This is a genomic window from Cohnella rhizosphaerae (assembly GCF_029525575.1).
GTDB lineage: Bacteria > Bacillota > Bacilli > Paenibacillales > Paenibacillaceae > Cohnella > Cohnella rhizosphaerae.
The window spans coordinates 146,442-167,342 of sequence record NZ_JAPDIA010000009.1; the positions used below are offsets into that span (position 1 = coordinate 146,442).

The window sequence follows — 20,901 nt, forward strand, 5'->3', positions numbered from 1 at the left end:
AAGGATTCGGAGCATACGCACATAAGTATAGTAAGGGGCACTCCGAAACGTAAAGAATCGATTCATTTAATCCGTCTCGATTCCGACGATCGGCGTATTTTTGCATGATCGTCGGATTTGTTCATTTATCATGGCTCCGAATATGACATATACTCAAGTAAACATAGAATGAATGCGCTTTATTCGTGATGGGGAGGGTGGTCGCTTTGAACCGTTTTGCGAGGCAAAAGTCGTTTTATAAAATTTTGGCGATGTTTGTGATCGCCATCAGCTTGCCGGCGATTTCGATCGGCTATTTGGCCATGAACTATAGCACGGCGCATATTATCCGACAGGCGGACGTTTCCAGCACGATTTTGCTTAACGAGAAAAAGCTGTACATGGAACGGCAAATATCCGAGCTCGTCTATTTGACGAACCAAATCATCGCCAGCGATGAAGTGTGGAAATTGTTCGAGCCGAACGAAACGTATCCCGAGCAGGCGGAGGCGATGTCGGGCGTCCTTCGTTTCTTCGATAAGATCGTCAGCGCCAACAAACACGTCGCCTCTCTTTACTTGATCAACAAAACGAAAAACTACGTCCTGTCCGACGCGAAATACAGCCTGGACAACTTTTACGATCCCGAAGTGCTTCAAGTCGACGTCCAGGGCGACTATACCGTTTTGCCGCCGCGGACCGGGGGCGCGATCGGCGCGTCGAACCGGAGCCTGGTCAGTCTCTTGCGGACCTTCCGCAACGTGTACAGCGGAGAGTCGATGGAGGTCGCGGTCAATATCGATTACCGCGATTTCTCGGAGAGTCTGGAGCAGACGAGGGGCATGTCCTCCCCGATGAATCTGCTCATTTTCGACGATCGGGATCGGCTCATCCTGAATCATAGCGGCATCGAGGAACGTCTTCTTCGCGATCAACTGGCCCAGATGCGCAATGCCGACGGGACGTCGATCAACCGGACCTTCGGCAAAACCGACTATTATTTGAGCATGACGCGCTCGGATGCGCTCCGGTGGACGATCGTCTATTCCCAGCCGTACGAGCAGGTCGTGGATTCGACCAGGCTGCTTCGTCGCGTTCTGCTGTCTACCGTGCTGATCGTGCTGTCGATCTCCCTCGTCATGGCCGGGCTGTTTTCCTTCTACTTATATAGACCGCTTGCGCAGCTTGTCGCCGACATTCGAAGGCGGACGAATCCCGCTTCGGGCAAAGGCAAAGACGAATACGCGATGATCGGCAGCGCCGTGAATACGCTGTACCAGCAGAACCGCGAGCTGCAATCCCAATTCGATATGGCTTACCCCTACATTAAACAGCATTCCGTGTTCGAGCTCCTGAGCGGAAAAGTGTGGGATGAAGAGAAGCTCGGCGCGGTGATCCAGCTGCTAGGGATCAGTCTCCACAAACCTCATTATGTCGTCGCCGTTCTCGACTTCGAGAATACGGAGCTGACCGACCGTCTGATCGGGGACATCGAAGCTTTTTTCCTCGAATGCGAGGAATCGATGCTGCTGTCGATCATGAGCGAGCGCCGTCTGGTTGCCATCGTGAACTCGGAGCGGGACAAAAACGAGCTGATCGATCTGTTCAATCGGTTGAAGCTGAGGCTGAACCGCGGCGACGCGGAGCTGACGATATCCGTGAGCAAAATATTCGACAGCCTGGACAAGCTTTTTCTCGCTTACCAGGAAGCGCTGCAGCTGCTGAACCATAAATTTTTCGTGGGCAAAAACGAAATGATCGTCAGCGAAACGATCCGGCCGATCGTCGACCGTGGCGCGTTCTACCCCAAGCAGCAGGAGCAAAACCTGCTGGAGAGCATTCGTTCGCAAAACGCGGAAAAGGCGGCTGCTGCGCTCGCTTCGCTCACGCGTACGTTGACCGAGCTGTCGTATTCGATCGACTATATCAAATACGTGATTTTCCAGGTGTGTTCGAACCTGATGGACGCCTTATCGGAGGTCGGCGGGAAGCCGGAGGAAGCGGGCATCGACGTACAGGCGCTCTGGAAAGACATCCATGAGGCGGATACGCTCACGCGGCTGGAGGCGTTGATCGCGGCGTTCATTCACGATTGCATGGAGACGGCCGCCGTTCTCAAGCGGAAGCAGCACACGGAGACGATCGCCAAGACGATGGATTTTATCGAACGGCATTATCGGGAGGATCTTTCTTTGAAGGAGATCTCTACGAATGTCTATTTGAGTCCGGGCTACTTGAGCACGATCTTTAAAAACGAGACGGGCATGACCATATACGACTATATCACCCAGGTCAGGATGAAGGCGGCGGGCCATCTGGTCCTCGATCCGGACGTCAAAATCCAGGATGTGGCATTGGCGGTCGGATACAACAACATTCAAAGCTTCATCCGCTTCTTCAAAAAGGCGTATAAGATGACGCCGCTGGAATATAGACGAAGCAGGAAGACGACCGGATAAGGCTAGGACGCCGAAAACGATCAAATCTTCCGGTATCGTCGTAATCGCGATAAATCGGAGAAATCGAGCATTTACAGCTTGGGGCATCCGGCGCCTATACTAAGGGCACAGTGCACTGTAAGCCTTTTCAAAAACGGTTGGCCGGCCGAGTATGCTTTCAGCTTGTTCAAGGGTGGGAAAATGAAATGGAGGTTGTATCGTTGCCTAATACGTATAAAAAGGTCATGATTATCGCGGTTGCCGCCTCGGTCCTCGCAGGCTGCTCATCGAACGGCAATTCTGAATCGTCCGTAAAGCCGTCGTCATCGTCATCTTCATCGTCATCGTCTTCCTCTACGGCGTCCCCCGCGTCTGCCGAACCCAGCAAAGAGGCGCCGACGACGCTTAAGCTCGCGGTGATCGAGATGTACCCGGGCGTCTCGTTCGACAACAAGACGACCCATTATATCGAGGAGAAAACGAATACCAAGCTGGAAATCACCGCGATTCCGGGTGCGGACTTCGAGAACAAGCTGCAGATTATGCTGGCGTCCGGGGACAAACCGGATATCATTCAGATCGGCACCGACGCCCTCGAGATGAAATTTACGAAATCGGGGCTGCTCCTTCCGCTCAATGCCTCCTTCGACAAAACGCCGAATTTGCAAAAGTTCGGGGCGGACGGCATTTGGGACGCCATGAAGCATAGCGACGGCAACGTTTACGCCATCCCGATCCGCGGCAGCGCCATCGACAACATTCCGATCTATCGCAAGGACTGGCTGGACAAACTCGGCCTGAAGGTGCCGACGACGATCGACGAGTACTACGCGGTAGCGGACGCCTTTTCCAACAAAGATCCCGACGGCAACGGGAAGAAGGATACGTATGCGCTTAGCGGCTGGACCGCGAACGGGGGGCTTCGATCTATCGACGTCGGACCAGGTGTTCGGCGCATACGGGACCTTGCCGAACTCCTGGCTCTTGCAGGACGGCAAGCTGGTATGGGGCTCCATCGTCCCCGGCGCGCTCGATGCGCTCAAATTCCTCAACAAAATGTACAAGGGGAAAATGATCGATCCCGAATTCGTCACCGACAACAGCGCCCGATTCAAGGACAAAGTGCTCAAAGGCGTCATCGGCGCTCCGGTCTACCGGTACTTCCTGATGGACAGCTCCAACCTGAACAATTATTACGAACCGTTAAAGCAGAATAACCCGAATGCGGAGTTCGTCGAGGGCGGCATCCTGAAGGGTCCCGGGGACAGCGTCGGATTTCGCATGCTGACGCGGCGGGGATGGTTAAAGACGGCGGTGCTCAACAGTTCGCCCCATGTCGATGCTGCGCTGCGCGTGCTGGATTTCCTCGCCTCCGACGAAGGCAACAAGTATATGAACTATGGCGAAGAAGGCGTGGATTACAAGGTTGAAGGCGACCTGCTGACAAAAACGATTACGGACGATCAGATGAAGCAAGAAGGAATCGGACAATTAAGGCTCGCCTTCAATGCGTTGTACGACCAGACCTCGCCGCGTTACCGGGAATTGTTCGACTATGCGCACAAGATCGGTTACAAGGATCCGGCGGACGGACTCGTCGTAGAGAACAATACGAAGCAGGTCGAGCTGGATCAGTATACCGGCCAGCAATACGTCAAGATGATCATGAGCGACGGACCGATCGACAACATGTTCGCGGATTACGTGAAGGAATGGAAAAAGCGGGGCGGCGATGCGCTGACGCAAGCGTTCAACGACGCGTATCAAGAGAAAAACAAGAAATAAAGTCGCCTCGCATTACGGAGATCAGCAACACGGTCCATGGGGAGCGGAGCGGCTTGCCCGTCCGCTTCTCCCTGGTCCTTGCCAGGAGGAGTTTCATATGGAGACGGTTCATACGTACAAGCGCGAGGAGGCGGCCGCGAAGCGATTATCCCGGCGTCATCCGATCTATAAAGACAGACATCTGTATTTGATGCTGCTGCCCGGGCTGTTGTTTTTTTATCGTATTTAAATACATCCCCTTGTACGGCATCGTCATCGCCTTTCAAGACTACGATATTTTCCGCGGCATCCGGGAGAGCGAGTGGGTCGGATGGGATACCTTCAAGGAAGTTTTCGCGTATTCGGATTTCTGGGTCATTCTCGGCAATACGCTGCAGATCAGCGTCTATAAGATTTTGTTCGGATTCCCCGCGCCGATCGTCGTCGCGCTGCTGCTGAACGAGCTCGGCAACCGATATTTCAAAAAGTACGTTCAAACGATTTTGTACCTGCCTCACTTCATCTCGTGGGTCGTCATCTCCGGCATCGTGCTCACCATTATGTCGCCGACGAACGGCGTATTGTCGATCGTATACGAATGGTTCGGCATGGAACCGAAAAATCTGCTTGCCGATCCGACCGCCTTCCGCATCATCCTGGTCGCCTCCGATATCTGGAAAGATCTTGGGTGGGGAACCATTATTTATTTGGCCGCCTTGACGCAGGTCGATCCGAGCCTGTACGAAGCGGCGACGGTCGACGGGGCGGGCAAATGGAAGCAGACCTGGCATATCACGCTGCCGGGCATCCGCAACGTGATCGTGCTGCTGCTGATCTTGCGCATCGGCCTGCTGATGAACGCCGGATTCGAGCAAATCCTCGTCATGCAAAATTCCGCGGTACTCGAAGTCAGCGAGATTCTGGACACGTTCGTCTTTAAATTCGGCCTGCAGCAAGGGAACTACAGCTTCGCGACAGCCGTCGGGCTATTCAACTCCGCGATCGCGCTGGTATTGATCCTGGGCGCGCAGTGGATCAGCAAAAAATTCGGCGAGGAAGGATTGATGTAAATGAACCGCACTCGCCGCATTCGCTTCTCCGTCCTGTTCCTTTATTTGTTTTTTATCCTGACGGGCGTCCTCATGCTCTATCCATTCTGGTATGTGTTGATGTTCTCGCTAAGCGATCCGCTGCGCGCATCCGTCAACAAGCTTAATCTGTACCCTTCGCATTTTTCGCTGTCGACCTACAAATACGTGCTGACCCAGCCCTTTCTGTACACCGGTTTCAAGAACACGATTATCGTTACCGTCTTCGGCACGTTGATCAGCATGCTGCTCACGATCGGCTGCGCTTATCCGCTGTCCAAAGAGAGCTTGCGCGGCCGCAAATTTCTGTTTTCGCTTATTTTTTTCACCATGCTGTTTAACGGCGGACTGATCCCGACCTATATCGTGATCAAGCAGCTCCATATGATCGATTCCTTATGGGCGCTCATGGTGCCGTCCGCGGTGAGCGTGTACAACATGCTCATCATGATCAAGTTTTATAAAGGCATTCCTTCCGAATTGATCGAATCGGCCAAAATGGACGGCGCGGGCGACTGGTACGTGCTGCTGCGAATCGTCGTTCCGCTGTCGGGCGCGGTGAACGCCACGATCGGTCTTATCTACGCCGTATCCCGCTGGAACGAGTTTTTGCCCGGCGTCCTGTACATCAACGACCAGAGCAAGCGCGTGCTGCAGGTCGTGTTGAACGGCATGCTCCGCGAAGATTCGCTCGCCAACCAGCCGGGCCTGCAGGATCTCGCTTCGTCGCCGGAGAGCATCAAGATGGCCGCGGTCGTGATCAGCATCGTTCCGATTTTAGCCGTGTATCCGTATCTTCAAAAGTATTTCGTGAAAGGGATGCTGCTCGGTTCCGTTAAAGGCTAACGGGGCGTTGATCGATTCGAAAAGGCTCGGCCCGAATTCGAAGATCGGACGAGAGGAGGTGATGAATTAAAACCTTGTATTAGGATTGGATAACTTTATTTTGCGGCGACAATCTGAAGTGACGAAAGGAAGGGTTCATGGATGGCGTGGAAATGGCTGCGCAGCAAGTCGATGCTCTCCGGACTGTTAGTGATGATGCTTCTCGTTTCGTCGATACCTGCAATACCCGTCGCCCGCGTGGGCAACGCCCATGCGGATACGCCTTCGCTTCCGTACGCCGAGAACTTCGAGGATGGCACTGCGGCCGGATGGACCGTCGTCAATGGTCCCTGGACCGTCGTGAACGATGACACCGAAGTTTATCGTTCCTCCGCCGCAAGTTCCATCGCGCGTACGGTTTACGGCCAACCAGACTGGGACAATTATGAGGCTACTGCGAGATTCAAGTTGAACGGCTGGGGCTCGACCCAGTTTCAGACCGTCGGCCTGGTGACCCGCTATACGGATACGAACAATTATTATCTGTTCACCTACGACCTTGGCGTGCTGAACATCAAGAAAAAGGTGGCCGGCGCGATGACGGTGCTCGCCAGCGTGCCGTATACGTTAAACGCCGGCACCTGGTACACGCTGAAGGCCGTGTCCGACCATTCGCGGCTGAAGCTGTCGATGAACGGAACGGAGATTTTATCCGCGATCGACACGGCCCTTTCCGCGGGCAAGCTGGGGCTTCTTACCGCATACGGAGACGTCAGCTTCGACGATATCTCGATTCAGGAGACTCCGCCTCCGTCGGACGTGCAGGCGCCTACGGTTCCGACCGGTCTGACCGCGGCAGAGTCGCCGCCCGGACAGGTCAATCTCGCGTGGTCGGCTTCGACGGACGACGATGTCGTGGCGGGCTATGTCGTGCGCCGCGACGGCAGCGCCCTCGCCATGACGACCTCGGCGAATTATACCGATACGCAAGTGAAGCCCGGCGTTGCTTACACGTATACTGTAAGCGCTTTCGATCCTTCGGGCAACCATTCGGCCGACGCCAATCCGGTATCCCTCACGCTGGCGTCCTTCGTGAACGGCACATCGTTCCGCTCGGATCTCATCGGCGTCCATCCGCGGCTGATCGTCAATCCGGCCTCCGAGAGCGAATTGGCGCGGAGAAAGGAAGATGCCGACTACCAGACGTACTACGCCTCCATCATCGGCAAGGCCAACGGGTTCTCGAATACGGTCGACTGGTTCACGTCGAGCTATGGCTCCGATTACGACTGGGAAGTCGTCTCTTTCCGCTTTCCGACCTTGGCGATGGCCTATTACTTGACGAAGGACGACGCGTACAAGACGAAGCTGAGGAGCTACGTGCTCGATGTCGTCAACCGGCCTTCCTGGGGCAACGAGTCCGTCGATTACGGCGGCTCGATGGGCAACGCCTGCGGGCTGATCGGCGTCGGATTCGCGTACGACTGGGGCTACGATGCCTTTAGCGAGAGCGAGCGCGCCCAGATCGCCTTAAAGCTGAAGCAGCAGTCGAAGAAGCTGTACGACGAATTTTTCAATCATATGAGCGGCACGCTCGCTTATTGGAAAAGCGACTACCAGAACAATCACCGGCAATTCCGCATCGAGGGGCTGTTGACGGGGACGGCCGCCGTGCTCGGCGATGTCGGCGATCCGGCAGTCGCGACGATGTACGCATTCGCGGAGCAGGAGCTGGAGACGCTCCTGGACGAGATTGCGCCGGACGGCTCCCAGCACGAGGGAATGCAGTACATGTCCTTCGGCGACGAGCATATCGTCCGTTCCCTGACCACCTATGAATCCGTCACCGGCGACGGAAGCCTTTGGAACGAGTCCGTTCGGAACATGGGCTTGTTCAAGCTTTACGGTTACGGTCCGGGCTACAAGCGTCTTGCGCCGTATGCCGACGACTCCAACGGCACGGGGTATTTCAACAATTTTCTGTTCAAGGTCGCATCGAAATACGGGGACGCCAAGCTTCAGGCCGCGGCCAAGTCCGCTTATGCGGTCGATCCGAATTCGTTCGCCTGGGACGTATGGAATTTTCTCTACTATGACGACTCCCTCGTTCCGGACAGCACGCCTTACGAGCCCTGGCGATACTTCCCGGACCTCGAGATGGCGAATTTTCGCACCGGTTGGGGAGCGAACGATCTGAGCGTATCGTTCAAAAGCGGTCCTTCGGGCGGACACAAGCTGAATGCGTGGAGAGACCGGATCAGTCCGGACGGCACTTATGTCAACGTCGGGCACGATCGGCCGGATGCGGGCAATCTGTATATCGAATTCGCCGGCAAGCGCTGGGCGGAATATCCGCCCTATGACAAGGTCGACCGCTGGACGAAGGACGTCAACTCGCTTCTGGTCGACGGTGTCGGACAATCGGGGGGAAGGCGCGATCGCCTTTTTCCAGCCGACTGCCGGCATGCGGGACGACGCGCGCATTACCGAGTTTTTCGGCAGCCCGGGCTACGGCTTTACGACGGGGGGACCTGCATAACGCCTACCCGAACATGAGCAAGATGGATCGCAATCTGCTGTTCGTCGACGACCGGTATGCCGTCGTGTTCGACGACCTGGCGTCAAGCGCCGGGGGAGCGCACGTATCAATTTTTGTACAACAGCAACGGTACGTGGACCGGAGACGCGAGCGGCGGTTATCGGATTACGCAGGGTACGGACAGCATGCAGCTGTTCATGCTTCAGCCCGACGCCTTGACGGCGACCGTGGGTCCGGCGCGCAAAGCGGAGATGGGCACGAATCTGAGCGTCAGCAATTCGGTGCCGTCGACGGCGACGAACTTCCTGGGCGTCTTCTACCCGAAGCTGAACGGCGAGGCGGATCTCGTCAAGCCGACGGTCGTCAAAGATGCAGAAGGCACGAAAATGACGGTGGCGCGAGCGGGCGGAAAAACGGACTACCTGTCGTTCCGCAGCGCGGGCACGGGCGCGATTAGGACCCCCTATGCAGACTCGAATGCCCGTTCGCTCGTGTATACGATGAACGGCACGAATCTGGCGAACGCGATGATGATTCAAGGGAACGCGTTGACGATTCCGAACCTGCGCTTCGCTTTCAGCCAGGCCGTCAATGCCCGCTACGCCAAGCAAGACGGCGGCTTTAAGCTGTGGGCGTCCAGTCCGCGGGATGCGGCTGCCGCGTCCGGTCAGGTGACGATAACCGGGCTGGCGCCCGATACGAATTATACGCTGACATGGAGCGACGGAACGACGGAGACGTCCGCTTCGTCCCATACCGGGCAGCTGACCTTGACGCTCGACCTCGCGCAAAGCGATCTGTCCGTATCGGTCGGCGGCCCGACGCCCGCCGATACGAGCGCCCCGACCGCGCCGCGCGGCTTGACGGCCGTGTCGACGGCCAGTTATTCGGTCGATTTGAACTGGACGGCGTCGAGCGACGATATCGGGGTCGGCAAATACGAGGTATACCGCAACTGCGTGCCGGTGGGCACGACGTACGGCACTTCGTATACCGATACGGGCCTCACGGCTTCCAGCCGGTATTTCTATTCGGTCGTCGCCTACGACCTGGCGGGCAACCGATCGGGCGGACTCGGGGCATGCCGGTCCGTCCCGCCTCCCGACGTGACGCCGCCGACCGTGCCGGGCGCGCCGACGGGCATGCAGACCGGCAAGTCGATCGTGCTGTCGTGGACGGCCGCGACCGACGACCGGAGCTTGAGCGGGTACAAGGTGTACCGGAACGGCAGCGAGATCGCATCGGTCTCCGGTATTACGTATACGGACGGTACGATCGAATCGTCGACGTCTTATTCGTATACGGTCAAAGCCGTCGACGCCAGCGGCAATTTATCCGCGGCCAGCGCGCCGTTCACGGTCGCGACGCCGAATTTCGTGTCGTATTCGGATTTTGAGAGCGGCTCGGCGGGATGGACGGCGGTTACCGGAACCTGGAGCGTGATCGCCGACGGCAGCGGCGTTTACAAGTCGGGCACGACTTTCGATAATTCGGCTGCGATCGGCAGCGATACGTGGACCGATTATACCGCGGAGACGCGCGTGAAGGTGAACGGCTGGACCTCGACCAATTCGCCGAACGCGGGCATACGCGTTCGGTTCGCGGACGCCAACAATTACTACTTTCTCGGCTACAAGAACAACGTTCTGACCATCTACAGAAGAGTGGCTGGCGCGAACGTCGCCAAAGCCTCGAAGCCGTTCACCCTTAATTTGGGCGAATGGTATACGTTCAAAGCCGTCGTACAGGGGACGTCGCTCAAGCTGTACGTGAACGGCAGCCTGGAGCTGACCGCGACCGACGACAAGCTCGCGCAGGGCAAAGCAGGCGTCGACAGCCGGTTCGGCGATTCGCGGTTCGACGATTTTACCGTCACTCAATAAGGGGAGAAAGGATGTGCTTGCTGGCATGAAGACAAGATCCCATGGCAAAACGACCTATAAGGCGCTTGTGCTGGGCCTCGTCGCCGCGATGCTGATGTCCGCCCAGGCGAGCGCCTCGGACGCGACCGCGCCGACCGCGCCGTCCGGACTGACCGCCTACGAGATGGCTGCCGGTACCGTAGAGCTCGGCTGGAACGCATCCGAAGACGACACCGGCGTCGACCATTACGCCGTGTTCAGAGACTGCTCGCAGATCGGTACGACTTCCGCGACGACATATACGGACACGGGCGTGCCCGCATCCGCCGACGGCTATTATTACGTGCTCGCCTACGACGCTGCGAACAACGATTCCGGCGGCAGCGGCGCCTGCGTGACGACGCTCGCCCCGGACGTGACGCCGCCGTCCGTGCCCGGCAGCGTCGCCGCAGCGCTGCAGGGGGAAGTCGGTCAGGCTGACGTGGGCGGCGTCTACGGACGATCGAAAAATGGCAGGGTACAAGGTGTACAGGGATAACGTACAGGTCGCAGTCGTAAGCGGGACCCAATATACGGATACGAGCATCGATTCGTCGACGACGTATGCTTATACCGTAGCGGCTTACGATGACAGCGGCAACGTATCCGCGGTCAGCGCGCCGGTCACGATGACGACGCCGAATTACTTGCACTTCTCGAACTTCGAGAGCGGAGCTGGCGACTGGTCGGTCGTCACGGGTACCTGGAAGGTCGTTAACGACGGGAGCCGCGTCTACAATTCCGGTACGACCTTCGACAACTCTTCCGCCGTCGGCAGCGCCTCCTGGACCGATTACACCGTGGAGACGCGCGTGAAGGTGAACGGCTGGTCTTCCACCAATTCGCCGAATGCGGGCATTCGCCTCCGATTTGCCGACAAGGACAACTATTATTTTCTCGGCTACAAAAACGGCAGCTTGACCATCTACCGACGGGTAGCCGGCGCCAATGTTGGATTGGGCAGCAAGGCGTATACGCTCCAGACCGGCGAATGGTATACGTTCAAAGCCGTCGTTCAGGGCACTTCGCTCAAGCTTTACGTGAACGGCACCCTGCAGGTGTCCGCGACGGACAACAAGCTCGCGGCCGGCAAGGCCGGCTTGGACAGCCGATTCGCAGATGCGCGGTACGACGATTTTGCCGTTTGGGACGGATAGCGGTTCTGGATGCCGGCGCAGCGCGCCGGCATCTTTTTTTAGCGCCGATCAGACGACGCTCCGCCAGAAGTCCCAGCCGAGACTACTTTGTACCGCCGATCAGACGACGCTCCGCCAGAAGTCCCAGCCGAGACTACTTTATTCCGCCGACGAGACTACGCTTCGCAAGAAGTCCCAGTTGGGACTTCTTTGTACCGCCGATCAGACCACGCTTCGCAAGAAGTCCCAGCCGAGACTACTTTATCCCGCTTGCCAGACGACGCTTCGCAAGAAGTTCTAGCCGAGACTACTTTGTCTCGCCGATCAGAAGACGCCTCCAGAAGTCTCGACGGAGACTTCTTTGTTCCGCCGACCAGACGACGCTTCGCAAGAAGTCCCAGCTGAGACTACTTTGTCCCGCCTGCCAGACGACGCTTCGCAAGAAGTTCCAGCCGAGACTACTTTGTCCCGCCGATCAGACGACGCTCCGGCAGAAGTCCCAGCCGGGACTACTTTGTCTCGCCGATCAGACGACGCTTCGCAAGAAGTCCTAGCCGAGACTACTTTGTACCGCCGATCATACCACGCTTCGCAAGAAGTCCTAGCCGAGACTACTTTGTCCCGCCGATCAGACGACGCTCTGCAAGAAGTCTCGACGGAGACTTCTTTGTCCCGCCTGCCAGACGACGCTCCGCAAGAAGTCCCAGCCGAGACTACTTTGTCCCGCCGATCAGACGACGCTTCGCAAGAAGTCCCAGCCGGGACTTCTTTGTCCTGCTGACCAGACGACGCTTCGCAAGAAGTCCCAGCCAAGACTACTTTGTACCGCCGATCAGACGACGCTCCGCAAGAAGTCCCAGCCGGGACTTCTTTGTCCTGCTGACCAGACGACGCTCCGCAAGAAGTCCCACCTGAGACTACTTTGTCCACAGGTTAGAACGTATAAAAATCCGGCAGGTAAAGCTGTACAGCGTCTCTTCGGCTCGGAACCCGCCGCAGTGTCGGCAGGTAACGCTGTACAGCGCCTCATCGGCTCGGAACCCGCCGCAGTGCGTGCAGGTAAAGCTGTACAGCGCCTCATCGGCTCGGAACCCGCCGCAGTGCGTGCAGGTAACGCTGTACAGCGCCTCTTCGGCTCGGAACCCGCCACAGTGCCGGCAGGTAAAGCTGTACAGCGCCTCTTCAGCTCGGAACCCGCCGCAGTGTCGGCAGGTAACGCTGTACAGCGCCTCTTCGGCTCGGAACCCGCCGCAGTGCCGGCAGGTAACGCTGTACAGCGCCTCTTCGGCTCGGAACCCGCCGCAGTGCCGGCAGGTAACGCTGTACAGCGCCTCTTCGGCTCGGAACCCGCCGCAGTGCCGGCAGGTAACGCTGTACAGCGCCTCTTAGGATCAGACTATGATGGTTTTCTCTTCATGTGCGATCGTACGGAAAATATGCGCGATATTACATAAATAGATGAAATTGGTTGTTTGGAAATCGGTGGCATGTTAGATTATCGTTGCTTCTATTCAAATCCATTCCATATCGAATCGAGAGGACGTGTATGATGAAATTTCGCAAATGGTTAATGGGAGCTTTGGTGGCGGCGGCGACGCTTCCTGCCGCGACGGCCAGCGCCGCGACAGGCGCGTCCGTGACCAACGTCACGGCTAATTCGCTGCAGCTGAACTGGACGCTTCAGCCCGGCGAAGGCGTCGTGACCGTCTACCAGAACGGCAGCTATCTGACGACCTACGCGGGCAACGGCATGATCGTCAACGGACTGACGCCGTGCACCGCCTACACGTTCACCGTTGCCGGCGGCAGCGGGTACGGAACGACTTCGGCCGCGGCCACCACGCTTGGCTGCGCGCCGGCTCCGACGGCGCCTTCGATCGCGTATACCAGCACATATTCATCGGTCAATCTATCTTGGACCGCCTCCAATGCCGTAAGCTACGAAGTGTACAGAGACAATGTGCTGCTCGGCACTACGAGCGGCACCTCGTATACGTTCGGCGGTACGCCGAGCCGAGCCTACGCGGTCCGGATCGTCGCGCTGAACAGCACGGGTCAATCGGCATCCGCCTCGATTACCGCGACCACCCAAGCCTTCTCGGGGACGTGGACGAGCGCGTTGGCGTCCGGGAATATTCGCGTCGGGGGGCGCCTGGACCAATACGAGTTCGGTCTACGGCACGTCCATGAACATGACGCTGTATCGCGTCACGTCGGCCGGAGACGTCTATGTCGGCAGCAACTCCGCCTACATCGGCCCGGGTCAGACGGTCGGCGGGTGGTACAATCTTGCGAGCAGCCAGCCTTCCGGCACGTACAAGGTCGTATTGACTTCCGATTACGCGATCACGTCGGGCGCCACGCTCGGCACGTACTAGTCATTTCGGAGTCTGCCAGCTTCGCGGAACGGCCTTTGTCCTGAACGTTAAGGACGAAGGCCGTTTTATTTTCTTGGAATCGGTCAGGAGGACTTGTGCCGGTAGTCTTGCGGCGTCAGCCCGTAGTGCTCCTTGAACAGCTTGATGAAATACTGCGGCTTGTGGTAGCCGATCGCCGAAGCGACGTCGCTGACCTTGAGCTCGGGCTGCTCCAGCAGCAGCTCGCGCGCCCGCTGCATGCGCGCGCGGTACAGATAATCGCTAATGTTTTCGCTCATCTTGCTCTTGAACAGCGACGACAGGTATGCCGGATGCAGGCCGACATGGTCCGCCGCCGATTGGAGCGTGGCATCGGCGAGCCGTTCCGCGACGAAATGCTGCACCTTGCGGATGAGCGCGGCCTGCTCGTTGTTCCATTCGCTCTTGGTCATCTCCTGCAGCCGTTCGAGCGTTTGCGCGACCCAGTCCTGGAGCTGGCGCATCTGACGGAACCGGCCGGCGTCGCCGGGCTTGTCGGGCTCGGACGGGAGGACGTCGTGGAGGCTGAGTCCGTTTTTGTGGGCGAAAAAGCTGAAAGCCCCCATCGCGTGATAATAAAGCTCGAGCAGCGTCTCCCGCGATTCCATCCCCTTGTCGGCGACCTCCTGGAAGACCGTGTCCCACTTCGAGCGAATCGCGTCCCACTGGCCGATCTCGGACAGCTGGATGAACGTCGGCGACTCGTACAGGCTGTGAATGCGGTAAGGCATCTCGCGCGCGGCGGCGTCCTGCAGCCGGATGAGCAGATCCGTCCCGCCGCCGAGCTGGCGGGCGAATACGGCCAGCGAATCCCGGTACATGCCGCGCAGCCCGCGCGACATGACCTGCCAATCGCTCAGGACGACCGAGATGCTGCTCTTGAGAAATTGCCGGACGTGCTGCTGCAGCCGCGACGCCAAATGCTCGAACGACTGCTGCCGGGCGCGTTCGGGCTCGGGGTCCTGCGCCAGCCACGTCTCCTCCCGGACTTTGAGAATGAACACCTCGTAATCGTAGGCATCGCGGCCGTGCCAGATCTGGAACAGATCCGAGAACGTCTCTTCCGCGATGTTGGCGACGGCAGAGGCGAGCAGGGACTGGTCCCGCCAGTTCAGCTCCTCCGCGGACGACTCGATGCGCACCAGGCACATCGCGGCCAGGTCCTCCGGGCGAAACGGCAACTGGTAATAGGCCAGCTTCTCCTCCAGCAGCTCCGGCGGCAGCTTCCGCCCCTGCAGCAGATCCGTCAGCAGCTTCTCCCTGAACAGCGGCATGTGCTCGCGAACCAAGTCCATCGCTTTCCGCTGCCTGCCGCGTTCGTCCCACTCGAGACGAAGGGCCTCCGTCAGCCGGCGGACCGTGCCGGCCAGCTCCTCGTGATCGACCGGCTTGAGCAGGTAGCCGTCGACCTGCTGCCGGATCGCCTCCTGCGCATAATCCCATTCCCCGTACCCGGACAGCAGAATGCTTTTAAAGTGCTTGTCGTATTTTTTGAGCTGCTGGATCAACTCCAGGCCGGAGATGCCGGGCATGCGGATGTCGGTAAGGACGATGTCTACGGGGCAGGTCTTGCAAAATTCAAGCGCCTCTTCGCCGGAAAACGCCTTGTGCACCTTGCCGATCCCCAGCTCCTGCCAGGACATATTGCGCTCGAGGCTGTCCACGAGGTGAGCGTGGTCGTCGACGATGAGCAGTTCGTACATGCAGGCTCCCCCCCATGGTTCGATTCCTTGCGATTTATTGCGGTTCGTTGCGACCCGTTATGGTGCATCCCGGTTCATGGCGAATGTACGGTTCATTGCAAATTTACGGTTCATTGCATACGCCTATTGCTTACGATACCACGGCAGCCGCGAGAGCGGCGCTTCAACTTCAAGCGCGGCGGGACCTTCGACGAGGCTGCCGTCATCGCCCAGCCAACGGCCTTCGGGGAAATGAACGACCCTGGCCGTCTGTCCCTTGACGACGACCGGCGCGACGAGCAGGTCCGAGCCCAGCAGGAACTGATCCTGCACGAGCGCGTAGCCTTGGCCCGGATGCTCGAATTCCAGGCTGCGCAGCATCGGGAGACCATCGACTGCCGCTTGGCGGGCGAGCGCGAGCAGTTCCTCGCCGAGCTCGGTGCGCAGCCGCACGGCATCCAGGCACCAGGCCAGCTCGTCGCCGCTCAGCACGCGCCAGGGCGCCATGGAGAACTGCATGACCGGAAACAGCGCGGCGCACTGGGCATACCGGACGAACAGCTCGCTGTCGAAGCGAAAATCGGGGGCGTTGATGTCGCCGTCCATGCCGCCGCCGATCATGTCGGGACAGTTGAACGCGTAGCCGAGCAGCCCCTGCGCGATGGCGTTCGGGATCAGGCCGCCGAGCCCGCTCGCGTCCCACGTGTGCGTCTTGTCCCGCTGGCGCTGGATAAGCGCCTGCCCGCCGAGCTTCCAGCACATGCGCAGCTCGACGAGCGAGTAGCCGACGCCAAGCGATGCGTAAGCCTCGCAGTCCTCGAGCTGGCGCAGCGGACGCGACCACGCGACGGGCTGCGTCACGTCGGGCGTACCCGGCACGATCGGCTCGCCCGCGTCGAGCTTGAAGCCGTCGACGCCGTAGTCCGCGATCAGCCGGTCCATCTGCCGCCTGAACCAGGCCGCGCCTTCCGCCTTCGTATAGTCGACGACGGCGCTGTAGCCGTTCCACCACTGGCGAAGCACGGGCGCTCCGTCTGCGCCGGTCATGAGCAGCCCGCCGCTTCGAAGCGCCTTGAAGATCGTGCAATCCGCGCTCACATAGGGGCACATCCACAGCATCACCTTGAAGCCCAGGCGATGCAGTTCGGCCACCATGGCAGCCGGATCGGGGAACCGGTGTTTGTCGAAATCCCACATGCCGTAGTCCTTCATCCAGTTGTCGTCGACGATGAGAATGCCAGGCGGCAGCCCGTTCGCCAGGATCGCTTCCGCGTAGCGGATGATCTTGTCCTGCGTGGGCGCGTAGAACATCTCGATCCAGGTGCAGTACTGCGGCGCCGTGAAGGCGAGCGCGTCGGGGATGTGGCCCGACGGCGGAAAGTGAGCGCTGCTGGCATGCATGTATGCGCCTTTGAGCGAACCATGCCCTTCTTCCAGGATAACCTTGCCTGCGCCGGGCGAGACGGACAGCCCTTCCTCGTCCGCGCGGAAGACGAACGGCTCCTCGCTCCAGATGTATCGGCCCCGGCTGGACAGCAGCAGGGGAGAGGCCTGATTATCGTCTGTCATGCGCAGATCTCTCGTATGGACCGTTTGTCCAAAGGGCATCGCGCTGCCTTCGTTGATAACGCCGCCCCACCAATATTCGCCGGGCAGCCTGGCGATCGATATGTCGGTCATGACTTCATTCTCCTTGTCTGTAGCGGACGGTTGCGGGCGGAAGCCGGCGATTGTTGCGTCCTCGTTCAGCTGATTTTGGCTTCAGTTGTAATTATGCAGACAACGCAGACGGCTGGAAAGCGGATCTAAAGAATGTGGCCGCAATCTTAAAATCGGGGCATATCAACGCGCAAATCCCGTGGCTTATGATGAGAGCGTCAAGAGCTCACGACGATCATCAGCCAAAAACGAGGGGGATATCACGATGAACGCAACAAAAAAATCGAAAGCGGCTTCGGCGGCAGGCGTGCTGCTCGTCGCTTCGCTGGCGCTGGCTGCCTGCGGCGGCAATTCGAACAACGGAGAGGGCGCGGCCAGCAGCGCGCCGGCTTCGGCGGGAGACGCTTCGAGCCCGGCAGCCAGCAAGCCGGCAGGCGGCGACGGCGGCAAAGCCGTCACGATCTCCTACACGATCTGGGACAAGAACCAGCAGCCGGCCATGGAGGCGATCGCCAAGGCGTTCACCGACCAGAACCCGAGCATCAAGGTCAAGGTCGACGTCATCCCCTGGGGCGACTACTGGACCAAGATGTCCGCGGCCGCGCCGGCGGGCACGCTGCCCGACGTCTTCTGGATGCACGGCGGCCAGTTTATCAAGTACGCGTCCGGGAAGTTCCTCGAGCCGATCACAGACAAAGTGCAGGCGGGCGAGATCGACCTGAACAATTACGCCGCGAACCTCGGTTCGATCTACACGCTCGACGGGCAGAACTACGGCATTCCGAAGGACTTCGATACGATCGGCCTCGCTTACAACAAGGAGCTGTTCGATCAGGCGAGCGTTCCGTATCCGGACGATACGTGGACCTACGAGAAGCTTGCCGAAGTCGCCAAGAAGCTTAGCCAGCCGGACAAGGGCATCTACGGCTTCGGCGCCAAGCTGGATACGCAAGCCGGCTACTGGAACGACATTCTCGCCAACGGCGGCCACATTCTGAACGACGACATGACCAAGTCCGGCTACGACGAGCCGGCGACCATCGAGGCGCTCAAGGCCCGCTACCAGCTGATTCTCGACAAGGCTTCGCCGACGCATCAGCAGATGACCGACACGGACGCGGTCGAGATGTTCAAGTCCGGCAAGCTCGCGATGATTTTCGACGGCTCGTGGGACAACGGCAACCTGGCCAGCAGCGACGTCATCAAGGGCAAGTACGACTGGGCGAAGCTGCCGCAGGGCAAGGTCAAGCGCGGCAACATCATCAACGGCCTCGGCAACGTCATGTCCGCGAAGGGCAAGCACAAGGAAGAGTCCTGGCAGTTCCTGAAGTTCCTCGGCTCGAAGGAAGCGGCGGACATCACCGCGCAGATGGGCGCGGCGATCCCGGCGTTCAACGGCACGCAGGACGCTTGGGTGAAGTCCAAGCCGGACCTGAACCTGCAGGTGTTCATCGACCAGACGGCGGACGCGGTCCCTTATCCGAGCGGCTCCAAGTCGTACCCGGTCTGGTTCGCGAAGGAGAGCGAGATCATGTCCCAGGCATGGGGCGGCGCGATCTCGGTCGAAGAGGGCGCCAAGAAGGTCGCCGAAATGATGAATCAGGCGATCGCGGACGCGAAGTAAGTTTCGTCTCAAGAGGTAATATCGTCGAAGGCGATCCCGCTCGCGGGACGCCTTCGGCCATGACGGGGTGAACGCAATGAACGCAAAGAGCAGGTACGCATGGGCCTACGTGATGATCGCCCCTACCTTGATCGGGACGCTGGTGTTCTGGCTGTGGCCGGCGATCTACTCGGTTTATCTGGGCTTCCTGAAGTCGGAAAATTTCGGCATGGACAATCGCTGGGTCGGCCTCGCCAACTACGAGCGGTTGTTCAAGGACGACGAGTTTTGGCAAAATCTTAAAAATACGATGCTGTACGTCGTGCTGTTCGTGCCGCTGACGATCGTGCTGTCCACGTTTTTCGCCGTTCTGATGAACGCGAAGATCAAGGGTAGATCCGCTTACCGGGTCATCTACTTCCTGCCCCAGGTCACGATGGCCGCCGCGGCCGCGATGGTATGGGTCATTATTTTCGCGCAGGACTATGGCCTGCTGAACTCCGCGATCGGCACGCATATCGCCTGGATCTCGGACAAACGGTTCGCCATGTACGCGCTCGTGATCGTAGGCGTATGGGGCGCGATCGGCTTCAACATGCTGCTGATCCTGGCGGGTCTCCAGGGCATCCCGCGTCCGCTGTACGAAGCGGCCGAGCTGGACGGCGCGGTGGGTTTCCGCAAGTTCCGCTATATTACGCTCCCGCTGCTGACGCCGACGCTGTTTTTTACGTCCATCGTGCTCGTCATCGGCGCCACGCAAATTTTCGACAGCATCTATCTGATCATCGGCAAGACGAACGTCGCGCTGCCATCCGTGCGCTCGCTCGTGTACGCCTATTACCAGAATTCTTTTATCTACTACGATCAGAATTACGGCGCGGCAATCGTTAATATCCTGCTCGTCATCAACCTGATCCTGACCGGCTTCCAGTTCCTGATGCAAAAAAAATGGGTGGTTTACGACTGAGGAGGTACGAATATGAGCGGCGTCGCCTCTGCCAAGCGTAGAAGCAATCTCGTCATTCACTTGATTCTCATCGCGGGAGCTCTCATCATGGTGCTTCCGTTCCTCTGGATGGTCCTTACGTCGCTCAAGACGACGACGGAGGCGACCCAGATTCCGATCCGACTGTTCCCTGCCGAGCCCAGCCTCCGCGGCTACAAGGACGCGCTCGCGCAGTCCCCTTTTCTGCACTACTACGCGAACACGCTGATGTCGGCGTTCATGAAGACGCTGTTTCCCGTCGTTTTCAGCGCCATGGCGGCCTTCGCGTTCGCGCGCATTCGCTTCCCGGGCAGCGCGCTGTGCTTCTTCCTGATCATCTCGGTCATGATGGTGCCCAACCCGGTCTTTTACACGCCGCAATACATGATGATGAGCAAATTGGGACTCGTCAACACGGTGACCGCGCTCTGGATCGCCTCGCTCGTCAGTCCGTTCGCCACCTTCTTGCTGCGGCAATTTTTCCTCGGCATCTCCAAGGAGCTGGAGGAGGCCGCCGTGCTCGACGGCTGCAATCCGTTCCAGATTTTCCGCCACATCATGCTGCCGCTCGTGAAGTCGGCGCTCGTCGCGATCGTCATCATCCAGCTGCTCTGGTCGTGGAACGATCTGCAATGGCCGCTGATCATCAACAGCTCGCCCGAGAAGCTGACGCTGTCGGCAGGACTTGCGACGCTCGTGTCCATGTTCGGCACCGACTATCCGGTGCTCACGGCCGGCGCGTTCATGGCGGTCATTCCGATGCTCGTGCTGTTCTTTATCTTCCAGCGGCGGTTCATCGAAGGCGTCGCGTTCAGCGCGAGCAAGGGCTGAGGCGGCTCGAGGGAGAAGCGTCATCATTCGAACCTGGCAGCGCCAAGACGCCGCCGGGTTCGGAGGGTGGCAGTG

The 20,901-nt window shown here is 58.7% G+C and carries 17 protein-coding genes; 15 read left to right on the forward strand and 2 right to left on the reverse strand.

Annotated features, from left to right (window positions below):
* Window positions 1-206 precede the first annotated feature (206 nt).
* The 12 genes from OMP40_RS34975 to OMP40_RS35030 all read left to right on the forward strand — a co-directional run bounded on the left by OMP40_RS34975 (window position 207) and on the right by OMP40_RS35030 (window position 14,092).
* Entirely contained in the window at window positions 207-2,438 is a 2,232-nt protein-coding gene (locus tag OMP40_RS34975; RefSeq protein ID WP_277538396.1) for a helix-turn-helix domain-containing protein, read from the forward strand.
* 200 nt (window positions 2,439-2,638) lie between these two features.
* Window positions 2,639-3,634, forward strand: coding sequence for an extracellular solute-binding protein (locus tag OMP40_RS34980; protein ID WP_277538399.1), 996 nt, complete (start codon window positions 2,639-2,641; stop codon window positions 3,632-3,634).
* On the forward strand, window positions 3,540-4,202 hold the full coding sequence (locus OMP40_RS34985; RefSeq protein ID WP_277538401.1) for a type 2 periplasmic-binding domain-containing protein: 663 nt from the start codon (window positions 3,540-3,542) through the stop codon (window positions 4,200-4,202). Before OMP40_RS34980 ends, OMP40_RS34985 begins: the two co-directional genes overlap by 95 nt.
* Before the next feature lie 97 nt (window positions 4,203-4,299).
* The gene (locus OMP40_RS34990) at window positions 4,300-4,431 is read left to right on the forward strand and encodes a hypothetical protein (RefSeq protein WP_277538402.1); all 132 of its coding nucleotides are present in this window, start codon (window positions 4,300-4,302) and stop codon (window positions 4,429-4,431) included.
* Between the two features lie 10 nt (window positions 4,432-4,441).
* Window positions 4,442-5,251 carry an ABC transporter permease gene (locus tag OMP40_RS34995; protein WP_277538404.1) on the forward strand — a complete coding sequence of 270 codons (810 nt, stop codon included), beginning with the start codon at window positions 4,442-4,444 and terminating at the stop codon, window positions 5,249-5,251.
* A complete protein-coding gene (locus OMP40_RS35000; RefSeq protein ID WP_277538405.1) occupies window positions 5,252-6,115 on the forward strand; it encodes a carbohydrate ABC transporter permease in 864 nt (287 codons plus the stop codon).
* 141 nt (window positions 6,116-6,256) lie between these two features.
* Window positions 6,257-8,650, forward strand: a complete 2,394-nt coding sequence (locus OMP40_RS35005) for a DUF4962 domain-containing protein (protein WP_277538406.1) — start codon at window positions 6,257-6,259, stop codon at window positions 8,648-8,650.
* Window positions 8,651-8,746: 96 nt separating this feature from the next.
* Window positions 8,747-10,516, forward strand: a complete 1,770-nt coding sequence (locus OMP40_RS35010; RefSeq protein WP_277538408.1) for a family 16 glycoside hydrolase — start codon at window positions 8,747-8,749, stop codon at window positions 10,514-10,516.
* A 25-nt stretch (window positions 10,517-10,541) separates the two neighbouring features.
* On the forward strand, window positions 10,542-11,033 hold the full coding sequence (locus OMP40_RS35015) for a hypothetical protein (RefSeq protein ID WP_277538411.1): 492 nt from the start codon (window positions 10,542-10,544) through the stop codon (window positions 11,031-11,033).
* The gene (locus tag OMP40_RS35020; protein ID WP_277538412.1) at window positions 11,005-11,691 is read left to right on the forward strand and encodes a family 16 glycoside hydrolase; all 687 of its coding nucleotides are present in this window, start codon (window positions 11,005-11,007) and stop codon (window positions 11,689-11,691) included. The genes OMP40_RS35015 and OMP40_RS35020 overlap by 29 nt, the downstream gene beginning before the upstream one ends.
* Window positions 11,672-11,971: a hypothetical protein gene (locus tag OMP40_RS35025; RefSeq protein ID WP_277538414.1), complete on the forward strand. Its 300-nt coding sequence runs from the start codon at window positions 11,672-11,674 to the stop codon at window positions 11,969-11,971. Before OMP40_RS35020 ends, OMP40_RS35025 begins: the two co-directional genes overlap by 20 nt.
* A 1,245-nt stretch (window positions 11,972-13,216) precedes the next feature.
* Window positions 13,217-14,092: a fibronectin type III domain-containing protein gene (locus OMP40_RS35030; protein WP_277538416.1), complete on the forward strand. Its 876-nt coding sequence runs from the start codon at window positions 13,217-13,219 to the stop codon at window positions 14,090-14,092.
* A 39-nt stretch (window positions 14,093-14,131) separates the two neighbouring features.
* On the opposite strand, the gene OMP40_RS35035 is transcribed toward OMP40_RS35030, so the two are convergent.
* Together OMP40_RS35035 and OMP40_RS35040 are read right to left on the reverse strand one after the other, a co-directional pair.
* Entirely contained in the window at window positions 14,132-15,769 is a 1,638-nt protein-coding gene (locus OMP40_RS35035; protein ID WP_277538418.1) for a response regulator, read from the reverse strand.
* A 123-nt stretch (window positions 15,770-15,892) separates the two neighbouring features.
* A complete protein-coding gene (locus OMP40_RS35040) occupies window positions 15,893-17,428 on the reverse strand; it encodes a glycoside hydrolase family 31 protein (RefSeq protein WP_277538420.1) in 1,536 nt (511 codons plus the stop codon).
* 244 nt (window positions 17,429-17,672) lie between these two features.
* Here OMP40_RS35040 and OMP40_RS35045 point away from each other — a divergent pair, with 244 nt between their 5' ends.
* The 3 genes from OMP40_RS35045 (at window position 17,673) to OMP40_RS35055 (ending at window position 20,826) form a co-directional block, all read left to right on the forward strand.
* Window positions 17,673-19,031, forward strand: a complete 1,359-nt coding sequence (locus OMP40_RS35045; protein ID WP_277538422.1) for an ABC transporter substrate-binding protein — start codon at window positions 17,673-17,675, stop codon at window positions 19,029-19,031.
* Window positions 19,032-19,107: 76 nt separating this feature from the next.
* Window positions 19,108-19,977, forward strand: coding sequence for a carbohydrate ABC transporter permease (locus tag OMP40_RS35050; protein WP_277538424.1), 870 nt, complete (start codon window positions 19,108-19,110; stop codon window positions 19,975-19,977).
* A gap of 12 nt (window positions 19,978-19,989) precedes the next feature.
* On the forward strand, window positions 19,990-20,826 hold the full coding sequence (locus OMP40_RS35055) for a carbohydrate ABC transporter permease (RefSeq protein ID WP_277538426.1): 837 nt from the start codon (window positions 19,990-19,992) through the stop codon (window positions 20,824-20,826).
* Window positions 20,827-20,901 lie beyond the last annotated feature (75 nt).